General features: G+C 70.0%; 24 protein-coding genes. 17 read left to right on the top strand and 7 right to left on the bottom strand.

Annotated elements, in window-relative coordinates; genetic code table 11:
* Positions 1-59: 59 nt before the first annotated feature.
* Positions 60-1,676 carry a methionine--tRNA ligase gene (gene metG, locus ACWGJM_RS11505; RefSeq protein WP_453411431.1) on the top strand — a complete coding sequence of 539 codons (1,617 nt, stop codon included), beginning with the start codon at positions 60-62 and terminating at the stop codon, positions 1,674-1,676.
* Positions 1,677-1,741: 65 nt separating this feature from the next.
* Here the strand turns inward: metG and ACWGJM_RS11500 are convergent, their stop codons facing one another.
* A complete protein-coding gene (locus tag ACWGJM_RS11500) occupies positions 1,742-3,298 on the bottom strand; it encodes an FAD-dependent oxidoreductase (protein WP_453411430.1) in 1,557 nt (518 codons plus the stop codon).
* Positions 3,299-3,360: 62 nt separating this feature from the next.
* On the opposite strand from ACWGJM_RS11500, the gene ACWGJM_RS11495 reads away from it, so the two are divergent.
* The 3 genes from ACWGJM_RS11495 (at position 3,361) to ACWGJM_RS11485 (ending at position 5,587) form a co-directional block, all read left to right on the top strand.
* Complete coding sequence (locus ACWGJM_RS11495; protein ID WP_453411429.1) at positions 3,361-4,077, top strand: TetR/AcrR family transcriptional regulator; 717 nt, start codon at positions 3,361-3,363, stop codon at positions 4,075-4,077.
* A gap of 137 nt (positions 4,078-4,214) precedes the next feature.
* Entirely contained in the window at positions 4,215-5,144 is a 930-nt protein-coding gene (locus ACWGJM_RS11490) for a hypothetical protein (RefSeq protein ID WP_453411428.1), read from the top strand.
* 14 nt (positions 5,145-5,158) lie between these two features.
* The gene (locus tag ACWGJM_RS11485; protein WP_453411427.1) at positions 5,159-5,587 is read left to right on the top strand and encodes a hypothetical protein; all 429 of its coding nucleotides are present in this window, start codon (positions 5,159-5,161) and stop codon (positions 5,585-5,587) included.
* Between the two features lie 51 nt (positions 5,588-5,638).
* Here the strand turns inward: ACWGJM_RS11485 and ACWGJM_RS11480 are convergent, their stop codons facing one another.
* Entirely contained in the window at positions 5,639-5,848 is a 210-nt protein-coding gene (locus tag ACWGJM_RS11480) for a DUF397 domain-containing protein (protein WP_453411426.1), read from the bottom strand.
* On the bottom strand, positions 5,845-6,720 hold the full coding sequence (locus ACWGJM_RS11475) for a helix-turn-helix domain-containing protein (protein WP_453411425.1): 876 nt from the start codon (positions 6,718-6,720) through the stop codon (positions 5,845-5,847). The genes ACWGJM_RS11480 and ACWGJM_RS11475 overlap by 4 nt, the downstream gene beginning before the upstream one ends.
* A gap of 131 nt (positions 6,721-6,851) precedes the next feature.
* Between ACWGJM_RS11475 and ACWGJM_RS11470 the strand changes: the two genes are divergently transcribed.
* From ACWGJM_RS11470 to ACWGJM_RS11460, 3 genes are all read left to right on the top strand, one after another.
* Positions 6,852-7,397 (top strand): ATP-binding protein, encoded by a 546-nt coding sequence (locus ACWGJM_RS11470; protein WP_453411424.1) that lies wholly within the window; start codon positions 6,852-6,854, stop codon positions 7,395-7,397.
* Between the two features lie 145 nt (positions 7,398-7,542).
* Positions 7,543-8,430: a helix-turn-helix domain-containing protein gene (locus ACWGJM_RS11465; RefSeq protein ID WP_453411423.1), complete on the top strand. Its 888-nt coding sequence runs from the start codon at positions 7,543-7,545 to the stop codon at positions 8,428-8,430.
* Between the two features lie 47 nt (positions 8,431-8,477).
* A complete protein-coding gene (locus tag ACWGJM_RS11460) occupies positions 8,478-9,089 on the top strand; it encodes a Uma2 family endonuclease (protein ID WP_453411422.1) in 612 nt (203 codons plus the stop codon).
* Between the two features lie 36 nt (positions 9,090-9,125).
* Here ACWGJM_RS11460 and ACWGJM_RS11455 read toward each other — a convergent pair whose 3' ends face one another.
* A complete protein-coding gene (locus ACWGJM_RS11455) occupies positions 9,126-10,481 on the bottom strand; it encodes a pectate lyase family protein (protein ID WP_453411421.1) in 1,356 nt (451 codons plus the stop codon).
* A gap of 96 nt (positions 10,482-10,577) precedes the next feature.
* Between ACWGJM_RS11455 and ACWGJM_RS11450 the strand changes: the two genes are divergently transcribed.
* Positions 10,578-11,276 carry a hypothetical protein gene (locus ACWGJM_RS11450; RefSeq protein WP_453411508.1) on the top strand — a complete coding sequence of 233 codons (699 nt, stop codon included), beginning with the start codon at positions 10,578-10,580 and terminating at the stop codon, positions 11,274-11,276.
* Positions 11,277-11,657: 381 nt separating this feature from the next.
* Here ACWGJM_RS11450 and ACWGJM_RS11445 read toward each other — a convergent pair whose 3' ends face one another.
* The 3 genes from ACWGJM_RS11445 to ACWGJM_RS11435 form a co-directional block, all read right to left on the bottom strand.
* Positions 11,658-12,572, bottom strand: a complete 915-nt coding sequence (locus ACWGJM_RS11445; protein ID WP_453411420.1) for an intradiol ring-cleavage dioxygenase — start codon at positions 12,570-12,572, stop codon at positions 11,658-11,660.
* 421 nt (positions 12,573-12,993) lie between these two features.
* The gene (aspS, locus tag ACWGJM_RS11440) at positions 12,994-14,757 is read right to left on the bottom strand and encodes an aspartate--tRNA ligase (protein WP_453411419.1); all 1,764 of its coding nucleotides are present in this window, start codon (positions 14,755-14,757) and stop codon (positions 12,994-12,996) included.
* Positions 14,758-14,861: 104 nt separating this feature from the next.
* Positions 14,862-15,905, bottom strand: coding sequence for an AI-2E family transporter (locus ACWGJM_RS11435; RefSeq protein WP_453411418.1), 1,044 nt, complete (start codon positions 15,903-15,905; stop codon positions 14,862-14,864).
* Positions 15,906-16,115: 210 nt separating this feature from the next.
* Here ACWGJM_RS11435 and ACWGJM_RS11430 point away from each other — a divergent pair, with 210 nt between their 5' ends.
* From ACWGJM_RS11430 to ACWGJM_RS11390, 9 genes are all read left to right on the top strand, one after another.
* Positions 16,116-16,604 (top strand): Asp23/Gls24 family envelope stress response protein, encoded by a 489-nt coding sequence (locus ACWGJM_RS11430; RefSeq protein ID WP_453411507.1) that lies wholly within the window; start codon positions 16,116-16,118, stop codon positions 16,602-16,604.
* A gap of 73 nt (positions 16,605-16,677) precedes the next feature.
* Positions 16,678-16,848 (top strand): hypothetical protein, encoded by a 171-nt coding sequence (locus ACWGJM_RS11425; protein ID WP_351698815.1) that lies wholly within the window; start codon positions 16,678-16,680, stop codon positions 16,846-16,848.
* A complete protein-coding gene (locus ACWGJM_RS11420) occupies positions 16,845-17,252 on the top strand; it encodes an Asp23/Gls24 family envelope stress response protein (protein ID WP_453411417.1) in 408 nt (135 codons plus the stop codon). The genes ACWGJM_RS11425 and ACWGJM_RS11420 overlap by 4 nt, the downstream gene beginning before the upstream one ends.
* Before the next feature lie 52 nt (positions 17,253-17,304).
* Positions 17,305-17,991 carry a DUF6286 domain-containing protein gene (locus tag ACWGJM_RS11415; protein ID WP_453411416.1) on the top strand — a complete coding sequence of 229 codons (687 nt, stop codon included), beginning with the start codon at positions 17,305-17,307 and terminating at the stop codon, positions 17,989-17,991.
* A gap of 29 nt (positions 17,992-18,020) precedes the next feature.
* The gene (locus tag ACWGJM_RS11410; RefSeq protein WP_453411415.1) at positions 18,021-18,629 is read left to right on the top strand and encodes an alkaline shock response membrane anchor protein AmaP; all 609 of its coding nucleotides are present in this window, start codon (positions 18,021-18,023) and stop codon (positions 18,627-18,629) included.
* An 86-nt stretch (positions 18,630-18,715) separates the two neighbouring features.
* On the top strand, positions 18,716-18,871 hold the full coding sequence (locus ACWGJM_RS11405) for a DUF6131 family protein (RefSeq protein WP_400131302.1): 156 nt from the start codon (positions 18,716-18,718) through the stop codon (positions 18,869-18,871).
* A gap of 491 nt (positions 18,872-19,362) precedes the next feature.
* Positions 19,363-20,601 carry a PP2C family protein-serine/threonine phosphatase gene (locus tag ACWGJM_RS11400; protein WP_453411414.1) on the top strand — a complete coding sequence of 413 codons (1,239 nt, stop codon included), beginning with the start codon at positions 19,363-19,365 and terminating at the stop codon, positions 20,599-20,601.
* 126 nt (positions 20,602-20,727) lie between these two features.
* The gene (locus ACWGJM_RS11395; protein ID WP_453411413.1) at positions 20,728-20,880 is read left to right on the top strand and encodes a hypothetical protein; all 153 of its coding nucleotides are present in this window, start codon (positions 20,728-20,730) and stop codon (positions 20,878-20,880) included.
* Between the two features lie 106 nt (positions 20,881-20,986).
* Positions 20,987-22,255 carry an ATP-binding protein gene (locus tag ACWGJM_RS11390; RefSeq protein ID WP_453411412.1) on the top strand — a complete coding sequence of 423 codons (1,269 nt, stop codon included), beginning with the start codon at positions 20,987-20,989 and terminating at the stop codon, positions 22,253-22,255.
* Positions 22,256-22,391 lie beyond the last annotated feature (136 nt).

The following is a 22,391-nucleotide window of genomic DNA, read 5'->3' as shown; positions in this document are numbered from 1 at the left end:
GGTCCACCCCCCGAAACGCATGTGAGTCGATCTTCAGCGGGCCAGTAGGATTTCGACTTATGGCGGCCACTGGATCCGAGAAGCAGGGTGAAAAGGCGTACTACGTCAGCACCCCCATTTACTACGTCAACGACGCTCCTCACCTGGGCCACGCCTATACGACCGTCGCAGGCGACGTGCTCACCCGCTGGCACCGTCAGCGCGGCGAGAAGGTGTGGTACCTCACCGGCACGGACGAGCACGGTCAGAAGATCATGCGCACGGCCGAGGCCAACGGGGTCACCCCGCAGGCCTGGGCCGACAAGCTCGTCACCGAGGCCTGGAAGCCCCTGTGGGAGCACCTGGAGATCGCGAACGACGACTTCATCCGCACCACGCAGAAGCGGCACACCGACCGCGTCCAGGAGTTCGTGCAGGACCTGTACGACAAGGACGAGATCTACAAGGGCGGCTACGAGGGCCCGTACTGCGTCGGCTGCGAGGAGTACAAGCTCCCGGGCGAGCTGCTCGACGGTGAAGGCGAGTACGCGGGCCAGAAGCTGTGCCCCATCCACAAGAAGCCGGTGGAGATCCTCAGCGAGGAGAACTACTTCTTCAAGCTGAGCGAGTACACCGACCGGCTCCTCGCCCACTACGAGGCCAACCCGGACTTCATCCAGCCCGAGTCCGCGCGCAACGAGGTCGTGAACTTCGTCCGCCGGGGCCTCCAGGACCTCTCCATCTCCCGCTCGACCTTCGACTGGGGCGTCCCGGTCCCCTGGGACGCCAAGCACGTGATCTACGTGTGGGTCGACGCGCTGCTGAACTACGCCACGGCGGTCGGCTACAACGAGAACCAGGAGAAGTTCGAGGACACCTTCCCGGCCGACGTGCACCTCGTCGGCAAGGACATCCTCCGCTTCCACGCGGTGATCTGGCCGGCGATGCTGATGGCCCAGGGCCTGCCCCTGCCCGGCAAGATCGCCGCGAACGGCTGGCTGATGGTCGGCGGCGAGAAGATGTCGAAGTCGAACCTGACCGGCATCAAGCCGCAGGACCTGACCTCGCACTTCGGCGTGGACGCCTACCGCTGGTACTTCCTCCGCGCGATCGCCTTCGGCCAGGACGGATCCTTCTCCTGGGAGGACTTCTCCGCCCGCTACACGAGCGAGCTGGCGAACGACTACGGCAACCTGGCCTCCCGGGTCGCCGCGATGGTCGGTAAGTACTTCGGCGGCGCGCTGCCCGAGGCGACGGCTGTCGGCGAGGCGGAGAAGGCCGTCCACGAGGGCCTGGCCAAGGCCGTGGCGGAGGCCGACCGGAAGATCGGCGACGAGCTGGACTTCCAGGGCGGCATCCTGGCCGTCTTCGACTTCGTCAAGCAGGTCAACGGCTACCTCACCGAGCAGGAGCCGTGGAAGGTCGCCAAGGACGACTCTCCGGAGGGCCAGGCCCGCCTCGCCACGATCCTCTACACGGCCGCGGAAGCGCTCCGCGCGGTAGCCGTCCTCCTCAACCCGGTCATGCCGGACACCTCCCAGAAGCTCTGGGACTCCCTCGGCGCCGAGGCCTCCCTGGGCGCCCTCGCCACCCAGAAGGTCCAGGAGTCCGGCGAGTGGGGCAAGCTCCCGGCGGGCTCCACGGTCACCAAGGGCGCGGTCCTCTTCCCGCGCCTCGAGGAGAAGCCGAGCGCGTAGGGCGTACCCCTCTCGCGCGCAGAGGCCCGGAAACGACTCGTTTCCGGGCCTCTTCAGGTGGGGGTTCAGGACGGCGCGCCGGCCCATCGGTGCAGGGCGGCTTCGAGGCCGGCGACGGCAGCGGTGTCGGTGGTGTCGGAGGCCCAGGCGACCACCCCGTCCGGGCGTACCAGCACCCCGGCCGGCGTCGCGTGGCCGTCGGTCACGCCGCTCACCCGCCCGGCCCAGGCCGCGGCGAGGCGAGCGAACGCGCCGTCCGGGGTGCGGTCGAGCAGCAGGAATCCGCCGCCGTGACCGTGGTCGGCCAGACGGGAGCCGTCCCTCAGCCACAGGTCGGGGACGAACCGGCCGACCAGCGGATGATCGCCGGGCAGGTCGATGCGCTGTGTGACACCGGAGATCTTCTTGACCGCGTACGTCGTGCCGTCCCGGGTGCTCAGCAGATCAGCTACGACCTCCCGGAGCGCGGCCGACTTGGCGTCTCCTCGCAGCACCCCGATCTGGGCCCGCGTCCAGTCCATCACCCAGGCGCCGATGGGGCGGCGCTCGGCGTCGTAGGTGTCAAGCAGCCCGTCGGGTGCCCACCCCGCGACCACGGCACCGAGCTTCCAGCCGAGGTTCATCGCGTCACCGGCCCCGAGGTTGAGCCCCTGACCGCCGAACGGCGGGTGCACGTGCGCGGCGTCGCCGGCCAGGAGCACCCGCCCCGACCGGTAGGTCGCGGCCTGGCGGGTGTTGTCGGTCCAGCGGGTGGGGGTGGCGCGCAGCGCAGTCAGCGTGACGTCGGTGCCCGAGACCCGGCGCAGACTGGTCTGCACCTCCTCGAGGGTGACCGGCGCCGATCGGTTGGCGGGAGGGCCGCCGAACTCCAGGGTGGCCACCCGCCCGGGCTGTGGTCCGTAGCGGTACGCCCCCTGGGTCGACCACGTCCATCCGTCCGCGAGCAGCGAGGGGTCGACGATGTCGACGACCGCCTGGTAGCCGGTGAGTTCGGGGTCGGTGCCGGGGAAGTCGATGCCCGCGAGGCGGCGCACGGTGCTGTGCCCGCCGTCGCACCCGACCAGCCACCCGGTGCGTACCGCGCCGGCGGTGGTGCCGACGAGCACGCCGTCGCCGGTGTCGTCGAGCGTCGTGACCTCCACCCCGCGGCGTACCGGGACGCCGAGTCGCGCGACGTGGCCGGCCAGCAGCTTCTCCAGCTGAGGCTGCGGCACCATCCGCGCCCCGCCGGCCGCGGCGTGCGCGGCGAGGTCCGGATCGGACCAGTCCACGAGGTCGGCGTCGAGGACCATCCCCGCGAAATGCCCGGTGAACCGCGTATCGACCGCTCGCCGACCGCCACCGTGCCGCTGCTGCTGCTCGTCGGCGATGCGCGCGAACGCCCCCACTGCCCCCACCCGTTCGAGGATCTCTCGCTGCACCTGCTCGGCGGCGGGCAGCAGGCCCCGGCGGTCGAGTGCCTCGGCCGTCGGCATGTTGATCGACTGCGCCTTCATCGCCTCGTCCGGCTCGGCCCGTCGTTCGAGTACCTGCACGCTCGCCCCGGAGAGCGCCAGCTCCGCGGCGAGCACGAGGCCCACCGGCCCGGCTCCGACCACGGTCACGTCCACAGCATGCTTCATATCATTAGACACGAACAGCGTTCTATATACGAACACTGTTCGTGTCAAGCTATAATGGTCGGGTGAACCCGAGAGAGCGACGCGCGGCGCGCCATCAGCCGCCGAGCCCCGAAGCCGGCCCCAGGCCGCGGCGCCGCAAGGCCCCGATCACCGTGGAGCAGGTCGTCGACACCGCGCTGGGCGTCATCGCCACAGAGGGCTATGAGGCGCTGACCATGCGCCGGCTGGCCGGCGCGCTCGATACCGGACCCGCCTCGCTCTACGCACACGTGGTCAACAAGGCCGACCTCGACGAGCTGCTCATCGGGCGGCTGTGCGCCGAGCTCGTACTGCCCGAGCCCGACCCCGCGGCCTGGCGGGAGCAGATCCGCGGCGTGTGCGCCCAGATACGCGACCAGTACCTGAAATACCCCGGGATCTCCCGTGCCGCGCTCGCCATGGCCCCCACCAACCTCGAGACCGTGCGCGTCAGCGAGGGAATGCTGGCGATCCTGCTCGCCGGCGGCGCCGCCCCGCAGGCCGCCGCCTGGACCATCGACGCCCTCTTGCTCTACGTGGCCGCCTACTGCCTCGAAGTGTCGATCGCGCGCCGGCGATCAGCGGACGACGACGCCGTCTGGGTCCACGACCGCGACGAACTGCGCCGCCGCCTCACCGCCCTGCCCCCCGAGACCTTCCCCCACACCACCCGCCACGCCACCGAACTCACCGCCGGCGAGGGCCACGACCGCTTCGACTTCACCCTCACCCTGATGCTCAACGGCCTGGCACACCGCTAGCGCCTGACGTGGCGTTTTCCAAGAACAGTCTGCGGCCGACGGCAACCGCAGCGGCGTGAACGTTTTTCCCATCCCCGAAAGAGTGAGCGTCTTCCGTCCACCGGGACTCCGGCCTTTGATCCGCTTACGTTGCACGCGTGGTTACATCAGCCCATGAAGGCATGCACCGGATCTTCCAGGAGCGGCCTGAGCTCCTTTCCCCCGTATTCGGGGTGCTGGGCATCGCCTTCCCCGAAAAGGCGGCCGTCTACGCGATCGGCACCGACATGACGGAAGCCAGACCGCTGGCGCGCCACATCGACACCGTGCTGCGCATCGGTCCGTCCGACGGGGACGACTTCCTGCTCGCCGTCGAGGCGCAGGAGAGAAGGGACACAAAGAAGGAGTCGAGCTGGCCCTACTACATCGCCTACCTCCAGGCGAAGTACGGCCTGCCGGTGCTCCTGCTCGTCGTCTGCCGCGACCGGGCCACGACCAAGTGGGCGACCGGTCCCTTCTCCTGCGGCACGCGTGGCTGGACCGCCCAGATGACGTACCCCTTGGTCGTCGGACCGGACAACCTCCCTGTGATCACCGACCCGAGAACCGCGGCGGAGAAGCCGGCGATGGCCGTGTTCTCCGCTCTGGCTCACGCCAACAGCCCCCACATCGACGCCATACTGGACGCACTGGGCCGTGCCCTCGCAGGGATGGACTGGAACGCCGCCAGCTACTTCTTTCAGTTCCTGGACTCGGCGTTGGGGGACACCCCCGCCGGAGACAAATGGAGGGACATCGTGACATTCGTCAACTACTTCCCCGGGCGGGGCACGGTGATGGAGAAGGCCTACCTAGAGGGTGAAGCCAAGGGCGAGGCCAAGGGCGAGGCCAAGGGCGAGGCCAAAGCCATCCTTCGCTTCCTCGAAGCACGCGGCATCACCGTCCCCGAGGAGGCCCGGGACCGCATCGCTGGCTGCACCGACCTCGACCTCCTCAACCGCTGGCTGGACCGGACGCCGCACCTGGAGAGCGTCGACGAGCTCTTCGCCGAGGACGCGGGGCCCACCGCGGATCAGGCCGAAGCCTGACCCACGGGGCGATCATGACCGAGGATCTGGACGCTTCACCGGAACTACACGACCTGCTCCGGTTCAGCTTGGTGTCCATGGGCTTGGGCGTACCGCTGGAGCGCGTAGTGGGCGACTTCCGTTGGGGGCTGGAGGATCTGAGACGACGAGGCTCCCTCTCCCTCCGGGACATGGCCCGCATCCGGGCCAGGGTGGACAAGCGGCCCGATGACGAACACGAGGACGAGGAATGGGCCCGGGGGTACACCGCCGGATACACCGCGGCGTGGGCCGGAGCGGTCCTACGGGTCCTGGAGGTGCGTGACATCGAGGTACCCAAGGAGATCTTCCGCCCCCTCTACCTGTGTCCGGACCCGGACGCCCTCACTCGCTATCTGGACCGCGCCATCACGGTCGACACGCCGGAGGAACTGCTCAGCCCTGACCTGAGGAGCGGTGCGTAGGGCTGCTTCGCGTGTGCTGAACGGCCCGGGAGTGAGCTGCCACCGGGCCGTTCAGTTTCCCGAGGCGTACGTCACGAAGTCCGCCCACGCCTCCGGCGCCAGCGCGAGCCGGGGGCCTTCGGCGTTCTTGGAGTCGCGGACGTGGACGGTGCCGGGGGTGATGGCAAGCTCGACGCAGGAGTTGCCGTCGGTACCGCTGCTGTAGCTGCTCTTGAACCACGCCAGTTCGGAGGCGTCCCCGGCAGCGGTCTTGCGGATCATGTTTCTCCCAGCAGTTGGGCAATGAAGGCCAGCGACTCTCGGGGCGGGAGAGCCTGAGCCCGGATAGTGCCATACCGCAGTTCAAGAATGCGGAGCTGTTTCGGATCGGTGATCGGGCGGCCGCTGAAGGCGCCGTCCGAGCGCCCAACCGCCGTGCCGTCTGGGAACTTCAGAAGCTCGATCTTGCCGTCCAGGCCTGGATGGGCATCGGTGTTCGTCGGCATCACCTGAAGTGTGACGTTGCGCAGCTTCCCCACCTCCAGCAGATGTTCAAGCTGCTGTCGCCACACCATTGTGCCCCCTACTTGTCGGCGTACCACCGCCTCTTCCAGCGCGAAGTGGATGGACGGGGCCGGGTCACGTTCGAACACCGACTGGCGGGCCAGGCGAGCAGCCACCATGCGTTCCACGTCGTCTTGCGAGTACGGCGGCTGCGCTGCCTCGAAGAGGGCCCTCGCATGGTCTGGCGTCTGCAACAGCCCGTGGACGCTATTGCACTCGTACACACCGATCTCGATCGCCTGAGCCTCCAGCTTCCCCAGTTCCCGCACCTTCTTCGGATACCGGACCTTCTTCACGTCCTCCCAAGCCGCCGCGATGAGTCCGCCCGCGCCCAACACCTCGTCGGCCTTGTCCAGATACTCCTGCCGCGGAATCCGCTTCCCACCCTCGACCTTGTAGACCAGGTCCTCCCCGTACCCGACCGCCGTGGCGAACTCGGCGGCCCGCATCCCCACCGCCTCCCGCCGCAGCCTCAACTGCCGGCCCACAGTGGTGATGACGGCCACTCCCCACTCGTCGTCCGGATCCACCTCCCACCCCGGCTCGTCCGCCTCACCCTTGAGCCGCCGTACTTCTCCGTCCACCGACATGCCGCACCCTCCGTCGTACCCGTAGGCCCAGTTCCGACAGCCCGGACAGCGGCAGACAAGCCCCGGACAGTCACCCTACGTATCAGCGCTGTCACTGTTCACGGTAAGCACGCACCGCCACGCTCGGTGACGTGAATCAGGAAAAGTCCACCCAACTTCTCTCGCCCACCGCTCACTTCAGCGTCCTGCTGTCCCCCACACCACGCGGCGCCCGTCTCGCCCGGCTCCTCGCCACGGAGTGGCTGCGCAACCGGGACCTGCCCCACCGCGTCACCGAGGCCGCCGAACACGTCGTCGCCGAACTCGCCGCGAACGCCGCCACGCACGGCCGACTCCCCGGACGCGACTTCCGCCTCGTACTGCTGACCCGCCGCGAAACCCTCCGCATCGCGGTAACGGACACCCGCGGTGGCAACCTCCCCCACCGCCGTCCACCCGCCCCCGACGCCGAGTCAGGCCGTGGCCTCCTCCTCGTCGACGCCCTCGCCGACCGCTGGGGCGTCACGCTGGGCCCCGTTCCCCGCAAGACCGTCTGGGCCGAACTCGACCTGCCACCGAAACCCGACCGCGTGTGCTCCGGTGCCGTCGGCGATCTTCCCCAAGGAACACGAGAGGGAAAGAAACCGCACCAAGCCCCACCCCTCCCGCCCACGGCGCACGCTCACTCTGGCGAGTGAACATCACCAACTCAGCTGGATTCGTACGGGGTTGTCTGCCCTACGCTCAGCGCAGCACGGCCCAACCCCAGACATACGACGGCCCTCGCCGGGACGGGCAATCCCACTGCGAGGGCCTGACCACCAAGGAAGAAGCACCTTCCCGATGGACACCCGGAACACTAGCGTGCGCCCGCACGCCAAGTCCCGTAACGGCGGCAAAAACCACCCGCACGCGAACGCGCACCCCGGCGGCGTCATCCACGACAACTTCCGCCACGCCACCCGCTTCACGGTCATCGGCAACCACCTCACCCAGCACCCGGACCTGTCGCTCCTGGCGATCGGACTGGCCTGCCACATCCAGTCCCTGCCCACCGGCGCCCGCGTCGACATCAAGACCCTCGCCGACCGCTTCCCCGAGGGCCCCACCCGGATCGCCGCCGCCCTGCACGAGCTGGAGGACCACGGCTACCTGCGCCGCACCCGCGAACGCACCGAGACCGGCCGGATCGTGACCCGTACCGTCTCCTGCAACCAGCCGGGCCGCCACCGCGACGCATCCGAAGCAACCCCGCCCAAGCCCCCGGCCCGCCGCGCCGCCACCGCCCCGCAGCAGAAACCCGCACGCCGCCGCGCCCTCCCCGACGTACCGAAGCCCGCTTACACCTCCCCCGCCCTCCTCCAGACGGCCACCGACGTCCTCACCGGCCTCCGCCGCACGGACCCCCGCCTGCTCCTCTCCGCCACCGACGCCGAGCACCTCGCTCCGGGCGTCGCCGCCTGGCTGGAGCGGGACCTCACCCCCACCGCAGTGCGCCACGCCTTGACCAGCGACTTGCCGCCGGAGCCCCTACGCCGCCCGGCCGCCCTCCTGGCCCACCGCCTCACCGCCCAGCTCCCGCCCCTGCCGCCCTTCCGCGCCCCCGAGCCGCCACCGGCCGTGCCGCACCCCATGGTGAACTGCGACGGCTGTGACCGCGCCTTCCGCTCACCCACTCCCGGCCGCTGCCGCGACTGCCGATCCGATCTCCCCGGAGGCCGCCTAGCATGAACGTGACGATCCTTGCCCCTGGGCACAGACGACGAGGAGCGAGCGCCATGACCATCGCCCCGGAGAACGCGCGGCAGGGCGCCTCCCACCTGTACCGGGTCATGCGGGATTTCGTTCAGTCGGCGGACGACAACCTCCCCGGCAAGTTCGAGATCACCAAGGAAGGGATCGTCCTCGACATGATGTCGCCCATGAAGCCGCACGAACTCACCGTGCTGCGCGTCCGGAAGCGCCTGGAAAAGGTGATGCCGGACGAGATCGTGGCCCACACGGGTGAGCCCGACGTGGAGGACGAGCCCGAGGGCATCATGCGCCGGCCCGATGTGATGGTGATCGCCGAGGCGGAGATGGAAGGAGAGGGTTCCTTCGCCCCCCGGTCGCTTGTCGCCGCCGTGGAGGTCATCTCCCGCTCCAACCCGGACAACGACTGGGTCACCAAGATGCGTGACTACCCCCTGATGGGCGTCCCCGTCTACGCGATCTTCGACCCCCGCACCGGCACCGGCACCGTCCTCACCGACATCCACGCCACCCCCGACGGCCCCCGCTACGCCACCCGCAAGGACTTCGTCTACGGCGAGGACGTCACCATCGCCGACTGGACGATCTCCACCGAGGACCTGCCGCGTTACGAAGGCGGGCCCGGCGAGCAGCAGTGACCGGGCCCCGAGCGGACGCCACGGGGCCCGGATCCGCTAGTTCAGCACCCCGGCACCGGTCGTCGTCGCCAGTGACGTCGGCAGGTTCTTCGCCGACGTCTCCAGGCCCGCCGTGAGCGTCGGCGTCCAGCTGACGGTCGTCTTGATCTTCTTCGACGACGCGGAGTTGTAGGCGGCGACCAGGTCGGTGGCCGTGCCGTTGACGAGGTTGCCGCTGCCCGCGACGGAGCCGGTGCCGTCGCCGCTGAGCAGCTTGGAGACCTTCTGGGTGGAAGGGATCTTCCAGTAGTTGTCCTCGGCCACGACCTGCGCCTTGGCGCGGGAGTTGATGCTGTACTGGAGCACGTACCCGTTGACCGTCGCGGTGTCGTAGAGGTTGTTGTAGATGTGGACCTGGCCGATCCGGGCCAGGGGCGCGCGCTGCACGATGCCCTTCCACACGTTGTGGTGGATGGAGACATGCAGCTTGCCGGTGCTGTCGGTGTCGCTGCTGCCTATCAGCATCGTCTTGTCGTGGTTGGTGAACTGGTTGCGCTCGACGGTCACCAGGTCCGAGCCCTTGGTGATGTCGAGGGCGCCGTCGTGGATCTGGTACTCCCGCCCGAAGTACTCCGCGTTCGCGCTGTCGAAGTGGGCCGCGTCCGTGAAGGTGTTGTGGTCCGCCCAGACGTGGGTCGCCCCGCGCAGGGTGACCGAGTCGTAGTTCGAGTTCCAGTTGCCGTCGTCGCCGTCGGTCGGGTCCCACTGCGGGAAGCAGTCCTCGGTGGCGGAGAAGGTGAGGTTGCGGACGATGACGTTGTCCACGCTCTGGATCTGGAGCATGCCCCCGGTGATCCCGGCCTTGGTGCCCGGCACGCCGACGATGGTGGTGTTGGCCGGCACCTTGAAGGTGACGTTCTCGGCCTGCTTCGTCTGGGCGGCGGCCCGGGCCTTCTCCTGCGTACCGGAGGGCAGCTTGGAGCGGCCGTAGGTCGCGGGGTCGAACGCCTTCAGGTAGGCCGGGAGCGAGTAGCCGGTGCCCGACGCGTAGTCGGAGCAGGTCAGCTTCTTCCCCGAGTCGTCGGTGTTGGCGTCGATGGTCCCGCTGACCTTGATGATCCGGGGCGTCGTGTCGGAGGCGGAGCCCAGCGCCTTCACGAGCTGCGCTCGGGTGGAGACGGTGAAGGTGTGCGCGGAGTCGGCCTTCGCCCCACCGGTCGTACCGGACCCGGAGGACGCCCAGCCGTCCTTGGCGGCCAGCGTCTGGTGGTACAGGTCGGTGCCGCTGGCGTTCGCGTTCATCACGAAGAAGCCGGCACCGGCGCCGGCGGCCACGGCGGCGGCGGAGACGGCGAGGACACGCCGCGTGCGGTGGGACCGGCGGTGGGAGGGGCGCTGCGAGGGGGATGCCACGGAGGAGTCCTTACGTGCTGGGACGGCTTACTACTCGTCAGTGGTTGTGGTTGGCGCGAAGGTTGCCGCGATTGGGGAAAACTTTCCGGGGTGAACCTGCCGCACCTTCCCCAGCCCGGCCCAGAGGCGCACCTCCGCCTCCTCGCCGACGTCTTCGCCGTGGACGCGGTCGTCCCGTTGGCCCTGGCCGGTGGTTATGCCCTTGAGGCCCACGGTCTGCTCGAGCGCCCGCACGCGAACGTCGATCTGGCGACGGAGAGCACCGAGCCGATGGACCGGATCGCCCACGTCCTCGGCGATGCGCTGACCGCCCGGGGCCGTGAGGTGACGCTCCGGGACGCGGACCCGCTCTCCGCCCACCTGTCCGTCACGGACCCGCAGACGGGTGGTCCGGTCACCGCCCTGGCCCTGCACAAGGAAACCTTCTGGAGCCCGCCCGTCCCGACCCCCTACGGCCCGGCGCTCTGTCTGGAGGACGCGGTCGGCACCAAGATCCGGGCCCTCTACGACCGTGGCCTCGCCGTCGACCTGATCGACGCGAGGGCGGCCTCGGCCCGCTTCACCCGTCCCGAACTGGAGGAACTGGCCCGCCGCCACGCCAGGGACGAGTTCGACCTGCCCACCCTCCAGAGCCGCCTGGAGGGCATGGACTACTACGCGGACTCGGCGTTCACGGCGTACGGCCTGAAGGAGGACGAGGTCACGGAACTACGCGCCTGGGCCCTGGCCTGGTCGACGGACATCGCCGAGCGGCTGCTGGAGGAGGGCGCGTCACCGGACGAGCCGGGGGACTGAGGTACGGGGCCGAGGGACAGACGTGCCGTCCGGAGGTGCCGCAGGCCCTCGCGCGCCGTTCGCGTCACCTGTTCGTACTCCTCCGCCGTGCGAGCGGCAGCCAACTGGACCCGGGCCGTGCGGTGGCACTCCGCCGCGTTCGTCAGTGCCTGCCCCGCGTACTCGTGTGCCGTCGCCCACGTCCTGGCGTCGGGTGGGGCAAGGCTGCCGCCGAGCCGTACGAGCCAGTGGTTGGCCTCCACCTCCGCGTCCAGGCCGGACCGGTGGCGCTTTCGCGTGATCCTGAATCCCATGGCTGTCGCTTCCTCCCTTGTCACCCCTCATGACAAGGGAGGTCGCTGTGACGCACCGTCGGGATCGCTGTGCGCCTCCGGTGAGCTGTCAGCTCGCCGAAGCGGAAGGTGACGTCGACGAGGTGGGCTGGGGGCCGCCGCCCGTGCCGTCGTTCGTCGCGCTCGGGTCGACGCCCAGGGTCAGGTGGGCGCGTACACCACGGGCGATGTTCTTCTTGTCGTACTTGAGGTAGAGCAGGCCGCCCTCGTGCCCGTTGTCCGGGTAGATGGTGTCCTCGTCGAGGGTCGTTCGGGTCGTGGTGTTGGTGGAGTACGGCTCCACCGACTCCGTCAGCACCACCGACTTCTCGTCGAAGAACAGCTGGCCGGTGTGGCAGGTGTGCCCGCCCTCGTACCCGGCGTCCGTCCACTCGCCGTCCACGTGGACCTTGACGTGGATGTGGATGCAGCGGCCCTGGTACCAGCCGGGGAAGACGGTCTTGAAGGTGACGTGGCCGTGCCGGTCGGTGTGCCAGGTGCCGCGCAGGTAGCGGTCGTCGTCCGTCGGCTCCTGGTGTCCGCCGCCGCCTCCGCCCGGGCCGCCCGTGGGGGGCTCGCCGGTGGGGGTGCCGGTCGGCGGCTCGCCCGTGGGGGCCGGGCCGCCACCGCCGCCGCCGTTGGACTCGTAGCCCGAGTAGACGCCCACCGCGTTGCAGTGCCAGATGTCGACGGCCGCGTTCCTGAGGGGCTTGCAGGTCTCGGAGTCGATCACCTTGAGGGTGAGGGTCAGGGGGATGCCCTCCTGGTCCTCGGTGACGTCCTGACGGAGCTTGTCGGCGTCGATGTAATACGGGCCCTCGACCAGTTCCGAGGTGAGCGTGTAGCACGCCTCCGACGTGCTCGCGGCGGCCGCTCCGGTGGTTCCGGTCGCCGTGTCCGCGAACGCGTCCACCGCGAGGGCACCGCCGAGGCCCACGGCCGCCACGGCCGCTCCACCTGCGACGACGACCCTACGGCGGGTCATGTCTCGTTCATTGTCAGGGAGTTGGGGGGTGTCTGTCATGCGCCGGGACGCTAGGGACGGAAGCTGTCAGGAGCATGGGTGTGGGCTGTGCTTTGCTGTGTGTGTCCAAAAGTGGCTCAGAACCGATGACGGTTCCGAGCCATCTGCGGTTTTCGCCGCCCGCGTGCCGTCTCACCCCGCCTCGTCCGCCGCGACCCGGCCCACCACCACGGTCGGTGTACCGGAGCCGGGACCGGCCGCCGCGGTGCGATTCTTCCGGGTCAATGGATCGAACAGAGATCACGAGACGGGTTTCGGTCATCTATGTGAACTAATAGTTGAACGAGCAGCACCGGCGGTGGAGGACACGAAACGCATACGAAAGCGGCCCGGAACCGTCACCGGTTCCGGGCCGCCCAGGCTGGGGCCCACTAGCCGGGGCCTACTTCGGCTGCGGCTTGCGCACCGAAAGGTGCAGCTCCTTCAGCCGTGCCTCCTCCAGCTCCGTCGGCGCGCCCATCATCAGGTCCTGGGCGTTGCCGTTGAGCGGGAAGGCGATGGTCTCGCGGATGTTGGGCTCGTCCGCGAGGAGCATGACGATGCGGTCGACGCCCGGGGCGATGCCGCCGTGCGGCGGGGCGCCGAAGCGGAAGGCGCGCAGCATGCCGGCGAACTTCTCCTCGACGGTCTCGCGGTCGTAGCCCGCGATCTCGAAGGCCTTGAGCATGATGTCCGGCTCGTGGTTCCGGATCGCGCCGGAGGACAGCTCGACGCCGTTGCAGACGATGTCGTACTGCCAGCCCAGGATGTCCAGCGGGTCCTGGGTCTCCAGGGCCTCCAGGCCGCCCTGCGGCATCGAGAACGGGTTGTGCGAGAAGTCGATCGCGCCGGTCTCCTCGTCCTTCTCGTACATCGGGAAGTCGACGATCCAGCAGAAGCGGAAGACGTTCTCCTCGAAGTGCCCGGCACGCTTGGCGGCCTCGACCCGCACCGCGCCCATGATCTTCGAGACCTCGTCGAACTCGCCCGCGCCGAAGAAGACGGCGTGGCCGGGGGCCAGGGAGAGCCGCTTGGTCAGCTCGGCGACGTTCTCCTCGGTGAGGAACTTCGCGATCGGGCCGGTGAGGGAACCATCCTCGGCGACCCGCACCCAGGCCAGGCCCTTCGCGCCCAGCGAGACCGCGAAGTCGCCGAGCTGGTCGAAGAACTTGCGGGGCTGCGCCGAGACGTCCGGCACCGGCAGCGCGCGCACGTGCTTGCCCGCGAACGCCTTGAACTCCGAGCCCTCGAAGACGTCGGTGATGTCCACCAGCTCGAGCTTGGCCCGCAGGTCCGGCTTGTCGGAGCCGTACTTCAGCATCGCCTCACGGAAGGGGATGCGGGGGAACGGGGACGTCACGTGACGGCCGCTGCCGAACTCCTCGAACAGCTCCGTCATGAGCTTCTCGATGGGCTGGAAGACGTCTTCCTGCTCCACGAAGCTCATCTCGACGTCGAGCTGGTAGAACTCGCCCGGCGAGCGGTCCGCGCGCGCGTCCTCGTCGCGGAAGCAGGGCGCGATCTGGAAGTAGCGGTCGAAGCCGGAGATCATCAGCAGCTGCTTGAACTGCTGCGGCGCCTGCGGCAGGGCGTAGAACTTGCCCGGGTGCAGACGGGACGGGACGACGAAGTCGCGGGCGCCCTCGGGGGAGGTCGCGGACAGGATCGGCGTCGCCATCTCGTTGAAGCCGAGCGCCGTCATCTTGTGGCGGATCGCCGAGATGACCGCCGTGCGCAGCATGATGTTGCGGTGCATGCGCTCGCGGCGCAGGTCCAGGAAGCGGTACTCCAGGCGCCGCTCCTCGTTGACCCCGTCCTCGGTGTTGATGGTGAAGGGGAGCGGCTGGGCGGCACCCAGCAGCTCGACCTCGCCGACCTCGACCTCGATCTCGCCGGTGGGCAGGTCCGGGTTCACGTTCTCGGTTCCACGTGAAACGACCTTGCCGTCGACGCGGACCGTCGACTCCTTGGAGACCTTGTCGAGGGCCTCGTAGGCGGGCGTGCCGGGGCGGGCGACCAGCTGGGTGATGCCGTAGTGGTCGCGCAGATCGATGAAGAGGATGCCGCCCAGGTCGCGCCGATTGTGCAGCCAGCCGCTCAGCCGGACGTCGGTGCCGACGTCAGAGGCGCGGAGCTCGCCGCAGGTGTGGGACCTGTACCGATGCATCGTCGTTCATCCAGTCTTCGCGGATCGGGGACTCGTTTCACGGGAAACTCCCCCAAGCGTACCGGGCAGCCCAAGATCCACTCCCGCCATTAGAAGGCCGCTGCTCAGTGGCTCGTATGCCGGAGCCTGATTTCGTGCAGGACCCCGAAGCCGGCCGCGGTCAGGGGCACCGACAGCAGCATGCCGAGGATCCCGGCGACGGACGCCCCGGCGGTGATCGCCAGCAGCACGGCTGCCGGGTGCATCTGCACGGTGCGGCTCTGGATCACCGGCTGAAGCACATGCCCTTCGAGGACCTGCACGGCGAGGACGACTCCCAGCACCCACAGGGCGATGACGAACCCCCGGTCGGCGAGCGCGACCAGCACCGCGACCGCGCCGGAGATGAAGGCGCCGAGGTAGGGGATGTAGGCGCCCACGAAGACCAGCGCCCCGAGGCCGACAGCGCCGGGCACGCCCAGAATGAGCAACCCGATGGTGATGCAGGTGGCGTCGATGAGCGCGATGAGGGTGGTGCCGCGCATGAAGCCCTCGACGGCCTCGTAGGCGCGCCGGGCCATGGCCTCGAGGGTGTCGGCGGTGCCGCCCGGGGCGACGGAGCGCAGGGTCTGGACGGCCCGGTCGGAGTCGCGCAGGAAGAAGAAGACGAGCAGCAGGGCGAGCACGGCCTCGGCGATGGTCTGGCCGACCACGCTGACCCCGCTGATGACATTGGAGGCGGCCGTCCCGCCGAACCTGCGCAGCAGCTCACCGGAGTGGGCGGCGAGATCGTCCACCGAGGTCCCGGCCGCCCCGAAATGCCGGGCGACCTCCTTCGCGGCCTCCCTGAGCGAGGAGACGATCTGGCCGCCGGTGTCGATCAGCGCGGTGACGACGATGTAGACGGCGCCCCCGACCACGGCCACCACCGCGACACAGGTGAGCCCGGCCGCCACCGACCGCTGCACCCCGACCCGCACCAGCCGCCGGTGCAGCGGCCCCAGCAGCGCGGTGCCCAGCAGCGCGAGCAGCACGGGGATCACGGCCGTACGCAGCTCCCCGCACAGCCGGATGCCGATCCACACGACCCCCGAGACGAGCAGGATCACCGCACACCAGGCGGCGAGCCGGCGGACCGGGTCGGGGAGCAGGGCCGACGGCGGGGGCATGCGCTCATGGCACCACGCGTCGGGGGAGGGTGCCCGCTGGGGCATGCCACGGGGGTGACACCCGCCCTCGGACTCGGACCGTCCGTGCACCCGTCGGGTCACATGTGATGCACATCACATGTGATGCGCGTGAGGAATGCGGCGCCCGATATGTCCAACTCTTCGAAGGGCGCCGCACCGGTGTCCGAGCGACCGATCGAGGCGACCGTCATGACGGAGAACATCACCAGCGTCGGCGGGGGCAGCAGGCCCGAGGCGGGCATGAGCGCGCTCAAGGGCCGCACCGGGGCCGGGGCTCCGGCCGAGACACGGGGGAAGACCACCATCGCGGACGGCGTGGTGGCCAAGATCGCGGGCATGGCGGCCCGCGAGGTACCGGGCATCTACAGCCTGGGAGCGGGGATGGCCCGCGCACTCGGTGCCATGCGGGAACGCGTCCCCGGCGGGGGCGGAGGCGGGGCCGTCACGCGAGGGGTGAAGGTCGAGGTCGGAGAACGGCAGGCCGCGGTGGACCTGGACGTCGTCGTCGAGTACGGCGTCTCCATCGTCGACGTCGCCGGCGGTGTGCGCACCAATGTCATCAGCGCCGTGGAGCGGATGACGAGCCTGGAGGTGGTCGAGGTGAACATCGCCGTCGACGACGTCCACCTGCCCGACGAGGAGGAACAGGCCGAACCGGACGAGGGCCGCGTGAGGTGATCCACCGCCGCGCCCTTGGCGGGCGCGGGTGATCGCGCGGACGGCTACGTACGTGCGCGAGACGGGTGAGTGCATGATGAACGCAGCAACGACGGGCCTCGCGGCCGGCATGGCCCTGGGATTCGCCGGTTACTTCGGCGGCTTCTGGGCATTTCTGCTGGTTCTGGTTCTGGGTACGGCGGGGCTGATCGTCGGCCTCGCCGTGCAGGGCGACCTCGACCTGCGGGCACGGAGGCAGCGGTGAAGACCCGGCCCGCTCCCCCGGGCGAGGGGTCCAGCCCGCCGGCGCCGGCCGCCGGCCTGCCGCCCCCTGCCGAGCGGGGCGCCACCGTCATCCCCGACAGGGTGGTCGCCCGTATCGCCACCCAGGCCGCACGCACGGCCCAGTCCCGGCGCGCCGCCGTACCGCCCGACCGCGGCGGACCGGCGGCACCCCACGCCTCCGCCGCCGTCCGTACCGGGTCGGTGCGCCTGCATCTGACCATGGACCTGCCCTACCCCACCGACATCCCCCATGTCTGCGAGCGGATCCAGCACGACGTCGCCGAACGGGTGGCTCAGCTGACCGGCCTGCGGGTCGGAGAGGTCGTCCTCACCGTCCGGCGGCTGGTGACCGCCGCCGACGCGAGCCGGGGGCGGGTCCGGTGAGCGGCCACGCGGCCAGGGGTGCCGGGCACGCCGTGCAGGAAGGGGTCCGGCGATGACATCCGACCCCGGTCCTCCCGGCCGCAGCACCGCGCCGTCCGCGGAGCGTGCCACCGTGCCGCTGACGAAGGAACCCGATCCACCCGAACGCGACGTACCCACCCCGAACCTCTCGGCCGGTGAGCACGACAGAGGACACCGAACCCACCGGCCGTGGTCCACGCGCCGCATCCCGGCGGCACTGGTCGCCTCGGTGATCCTCGTGGCGGCGGTCGCGGCACTGGTCGACGTCATCGCCGTACGGGCGGGACGTCCGGCGGCGGCCTGGCGACGGCACCTGGCCGACGAACTGGCCACCCGCCCGGTGGACGACGTGTGGATGCTGACGGGAGCCGCCGTGGCCGCCGCCGTCGGCATCTGGCTGATCGTCCTGGCCCTCACCCCCGGTCTACGCCACTGGCTGCCCCAGCGCTCCCCCACCGACTGCCCCCGGCTGCGGGCCTCCCTGGACCGCGACGGCGCCGCCGACCTGCTGCGTGACGCCGCGATGCGGGTCCCCGGAGTCGGCTCGGCGCGCATCCGGGTGCGCCGTCACCGCATCAAAGCGCGCGCGGACGTCCGCTTCCGCGACCCCCAGCGGGTGAAGGACGACCTCACCGCCGTCCTCGGCGAGGACCGCGACCAGCTGGCCCTCGCCCGTCCTCCGCGCATCGTCGTACGGGTGCGGCAACGCACCGACTGACCGAAATCCGCCGCATCGGAGCCCGCACCATGACGCCGCGATCCGCACTCAACCGCAGTCTGCTGGCCCTCGCCGGACTGGTCCTGCTCGGCGGCGGACTGCTGGTCCTCTTCGCCGGGCTCGACCTCTACCGGCGGCACGATCTGGTCCCGCCCGTCGGCTGGCCGCTGACCACGCCGGCCGACGTGCTGCTCGGCTCCGCCGACCGGGCCCGCTGGAGCAGCCAGGGCTGGTGGTGGTGGCCCGCGGTCATCGCCGCCCTCGCCCTCGCCGCGCTGCTCGCCCTGTGGTGGCTGCTCGCCCAGCTGACCCGACGCCGCCCCGGCTCACTGCCCGTCGGCGGCACACCCCCGCCGGAAGGCGTCGAACTGCGCGACCGCGCGCTCGGCGACGCGATCGCGGCCGAGGCCGCTGCCCTGCCGGGGGTCGCGCACGCGGCCGTACACATCACCGGCCGACCAGCCCACCCCCGCACCCGCATCGGACTCACCCTCACCCCCGAGGGCGCGCCCGGCGCCACTGTCGGTGCCCTCTGCGAAGGCCCGCTCAGCACCGCGCGTCGGTCCACCGGCCTCCCTGACCCGCCCACCGAGGTCCGCCTACAGGTCGCCCGCCACAGACAACACCGTGTGGAGTAAGGAGGAGGTCGGCCGCTCCTGCCCCAACGCCCTTGCGAATCATTGCAGTTCGCATGGGCCCAGCACCGCTCCCCAAAGGAGAGATCATGATCGTCCTGGGCATCATCCTGCTCGTCGTCGGCTTCCTCACCGGCATATCCATCCTGTGGACCATCGGGATCATCCTGGCGGTCGTCGGAGCCATCCTGTGGGTCCTCGGCGCGATGGGGCACGCCGTCGCCGGCCGACGCCACTACTGGTAATCGGGGCAGGGCACTGAAAGGCAGTGACCCGGGCAGCGGGCAGACCGGCAGCCGGCGCGGACCCCACCAAGACGTTCGAGGCGGCGGATGACGGCGGCGGCGAGGTCGATCGGGCTGCGGTCTCCGCCGCTGCAACGGGCGCGGCGCGGGATCAGGACGGACGACGCGACGCTCCTGCTGATCGAGTGGCGCGGCTCAGGCTGACCGGCCTCACGGCGGCAACGGGGTTGAAAGCCATCTGTCCTGATCACGTGCGGCATGCCGCGTTCGACGTAATGGACACTTCGGGTTGGTCGGCCGCGTCACTCTGGAAGGGTTGATCACGGTCGTGTCGGGAGTCCGTGTGTGCAGATCACGTGAGAGGGTCGAGCGGATCGGCCATGACCGCCGAACGGCCCCGAGCGTGTCGGGGCGGGCGCTGCATCCGCGGCACGACGACAGCAGGGACACGGTGACCGAGACTTCGAGGACACCGGTGCAAGGGCGCGGCCATGGCACAGGGTGAGCGGCGGCCGGACAACGGCACGATGGACCGTTCGGAAGGGTTCGGTGAGCGGCTGCTGGGGGTGCTGCTGGACCGGGCACACGAGATGCCGCCGCAGCTGATCGCCCCGCTGATCGCGGAAGAGGTGGCCAGGGTCGGTGGCCGCGACGTCTCGATCCTGCTCCAGGACTACGGCCAGCTGGTGCTGGTGCCGCTGCCGGGTCGGCGGCTGATGGTCGGCGAGCCCCAGCCGATCAGTGACTCTCCCGCCGGCACCGCCTTCCTCCAGGCGACCACTGTCGAGGTGCCGCAGCCCGACGGCGTCCGGATGTACCTACCGCTGCTGGACGGCAGCGACCAGGTGGGAGTGATGGGCCTCACCCTGGACACCGTCGATGACAACGACCGGCGGCTGCTGCGCAGGCTCGCCGGTCTGGTGGCCGACATGCTGGTCACCAAGCACAGCTACACCGACCAGTTCTTCCTCGCCCGGCGCCGCGAACCGATGAGCGTGGCCGCCGAGATCCAGTGGTCTCTGCTGCCGCCGCTGGCGATGTCCGTCCCGCAGGCAGCAGTAGCCGGAATCCTGGAGCCCGCCTACAGCGTCGCAGGCGACAGCTTCGACTACGCCCTCAACGAGGACATCCTGCACCTGGCCATGGTCGATGCGATGGGCCACGGCCTGGACGCCGCCACGATGGCGACCGTCGCCGTCGGGGCCTACCGGCACGCCAGACGTGCCGACATCGGCCTGTCCGAGATCTATGCGTTCATGGACCGGGCCATCGCCGACCAGTTCGGGCCCGACCACTTCGTCACCGCGCAGATGATGCGTCTGAACATCGCAACGGGCCACCTCCAGTGGGTCAACGCGGGCCACCCCGCACCGCTGCTGATCCGCAACCACCAGGTCGTGCGGCAACTGACAGGCCCGACCACCTTGCCGGTCGGCTTCGGCGGTGAAAAGCCCCGGATCAGCGAGCAGATGCTCCAACACGGCGACCGGGTGCTGTGCTTCACCGACGGCCTGATCGAGGAGCACGAAGCCGGCGAAGAGCAGTTCGGCGAGGAGCAACTCATCCACTGGGTCAACCGCATCGAACACACGGAGAAGGGAGTACGCGCGGTGGTGCGCGCACTCTCCCACGCTCTGAAGCAGCAACGGGGCGGACGCACCAGCGACGACGCGACCCTCTTCCTGATCGAATGGCGCGGAGGCGCCGCCGACCACCTCGCCCTCCTGTAGTGAGCCGACAGCCGCACCACCACGGACATGGCCGACGGCACGCTGACCGTTCCACTCCCGCCACTGCCCGCGAACGCCTTACCGGCGGATGCGGCTCCGCGATCCTCCTCGGGACGGGTTCACTCAGTGACCGATGACCGATCGATCGGCGAGCTCGGCTCCTTCCTCGCCCGGGAAACCGCGGCCGCCGCACCAGCCGCGGCAACGCCACTGGCCGGCACCGGCCGCACCGACAAGTCCCTCAGCCCGGTCGGCACCGCGCCCGGCACCGCAGCATGACCCGACTGCGGTCCGCACCACCAGGGCGGACTCGCCGACGTCTGTCGCGCGCGTCCCCCGGGCATCGGCTGATGATGGGAGTACGGCCGAACACGCGGAGCTGATCATGACGGGTTGGCGGGTCAGGGACTACACCCAGGACGATCTCGAAGCGCTGATCCGAGTCGACCTGGGGAGCGGCACGACCGAGGAGCCGCCGCTCTTCCCGCTCTCTGACGCCGTGACGGCTCTCCAGGCGCGCCACCCGGCTGTGGTGGCCACGGCCGACGACGTGCTGATCGGCGCGGCGGTGAGCAGGCTGGAGGGCGAACGGGCGTGGATCCTGCGCATCTGCATGGCGCCCGGCTGGCGGCAGCGCGGGCTGGGCAGTGCCCTGATCACCGCCCTTGAGCAACGGCTCTTCGCCGCCGGTGTCCGGGCGGTGCACGCCGTCCTGCCCGAGGGCGAGACCGGGGCCACCGCCCTGCGCAACTGCGAATTCGGTGCCCGCCCAGGACTGGTCTTCTTCGAAAAGCGCGGGCCGGTGACCCCACAGTCGGCCGGTACGTTGTCCTCGCTCGGCGCGGAGCTGCCGCCGGGGGGACTGTGGCAGAAGGTCGCGGGCATGCAACGGGAGAAGCAGCTAATCGAGCGGCGCCTGGTCCTGCCGCTGGCCCATCCCGAACTGGCCGCCCAGCACGGAGTGGAACTGCCACGGGCGGTGATGCTGTTCGGCCCGCCCGGGACCGGCAAGAGCACGTTCGCGCACGCGATCGCCAGCCGCCTGGGATGGCCCTTCATCGAACTGTTTCCCGCCCGTCTGGCCGCCGAGTACGGCCTGGCGACCGGGCTGAACCGGCGCTTCGACGAGATCGCCCGGCTCGACCACGTCCTCGTCTTCATCGACGAGGTCGAGGAGATCGCCGGCGAACGCGGCGGCGCCGACGCGACCGCTGTCGGTGTCGTCAACGAACTGCTCAAGGCGATCGTCCGGTTCCGAAGCCAGGACGGACGGCTGCTCGTCTGCGCCACGAACAACGTGACCACGCTCGACTCAGCGTTCCTGCGGCACGGCCGCTTCGACTACGTGCTGCCGATCGGCCCTCCCGACCACACCGCCAGGACCGCGCTGTGGGAGAGCTACCTGGCCCGAGCGGACGCGCGGGCCGACGGCGCGGTTCTTGCGTCCGCCAGCGGGGGGTTCACCCCCGCCGACATCGCCCATGCGGCGCGAACCGTCTCCCAGGCCCAGTTCGAGCGCACCATCGACACCGGAACCCGGACCACCCCCACCACCGACGACTACCTGGACACGATCCGCGACACCAAGCCCACGGTCAGCGCCGCCATGGCCCAGGAATTCGCCCAGCAGACGGAGAAGTTCGCCCGCATCTAGGGCTGTGACCGGAAGTTCGAGGGTCGCGAGGCCCCGGGAGCGGTACTCAGCCAACTCCGTTGCGGTCACCCGTCAGCTGTCCGTCTGCGATCACATACGCGGTCATGGACAGACCTTGCTCGGAGCGGTCCGAGCC

It is taken from the genome of Streptomyces sp. NPDC054834 (assembly GCF_053611185.1).
The sequence above is the reverse complement of the archived record's forward strand: the minus strand, read 5'-3'. Positions and strand labels throughout refer to the sequence as shown.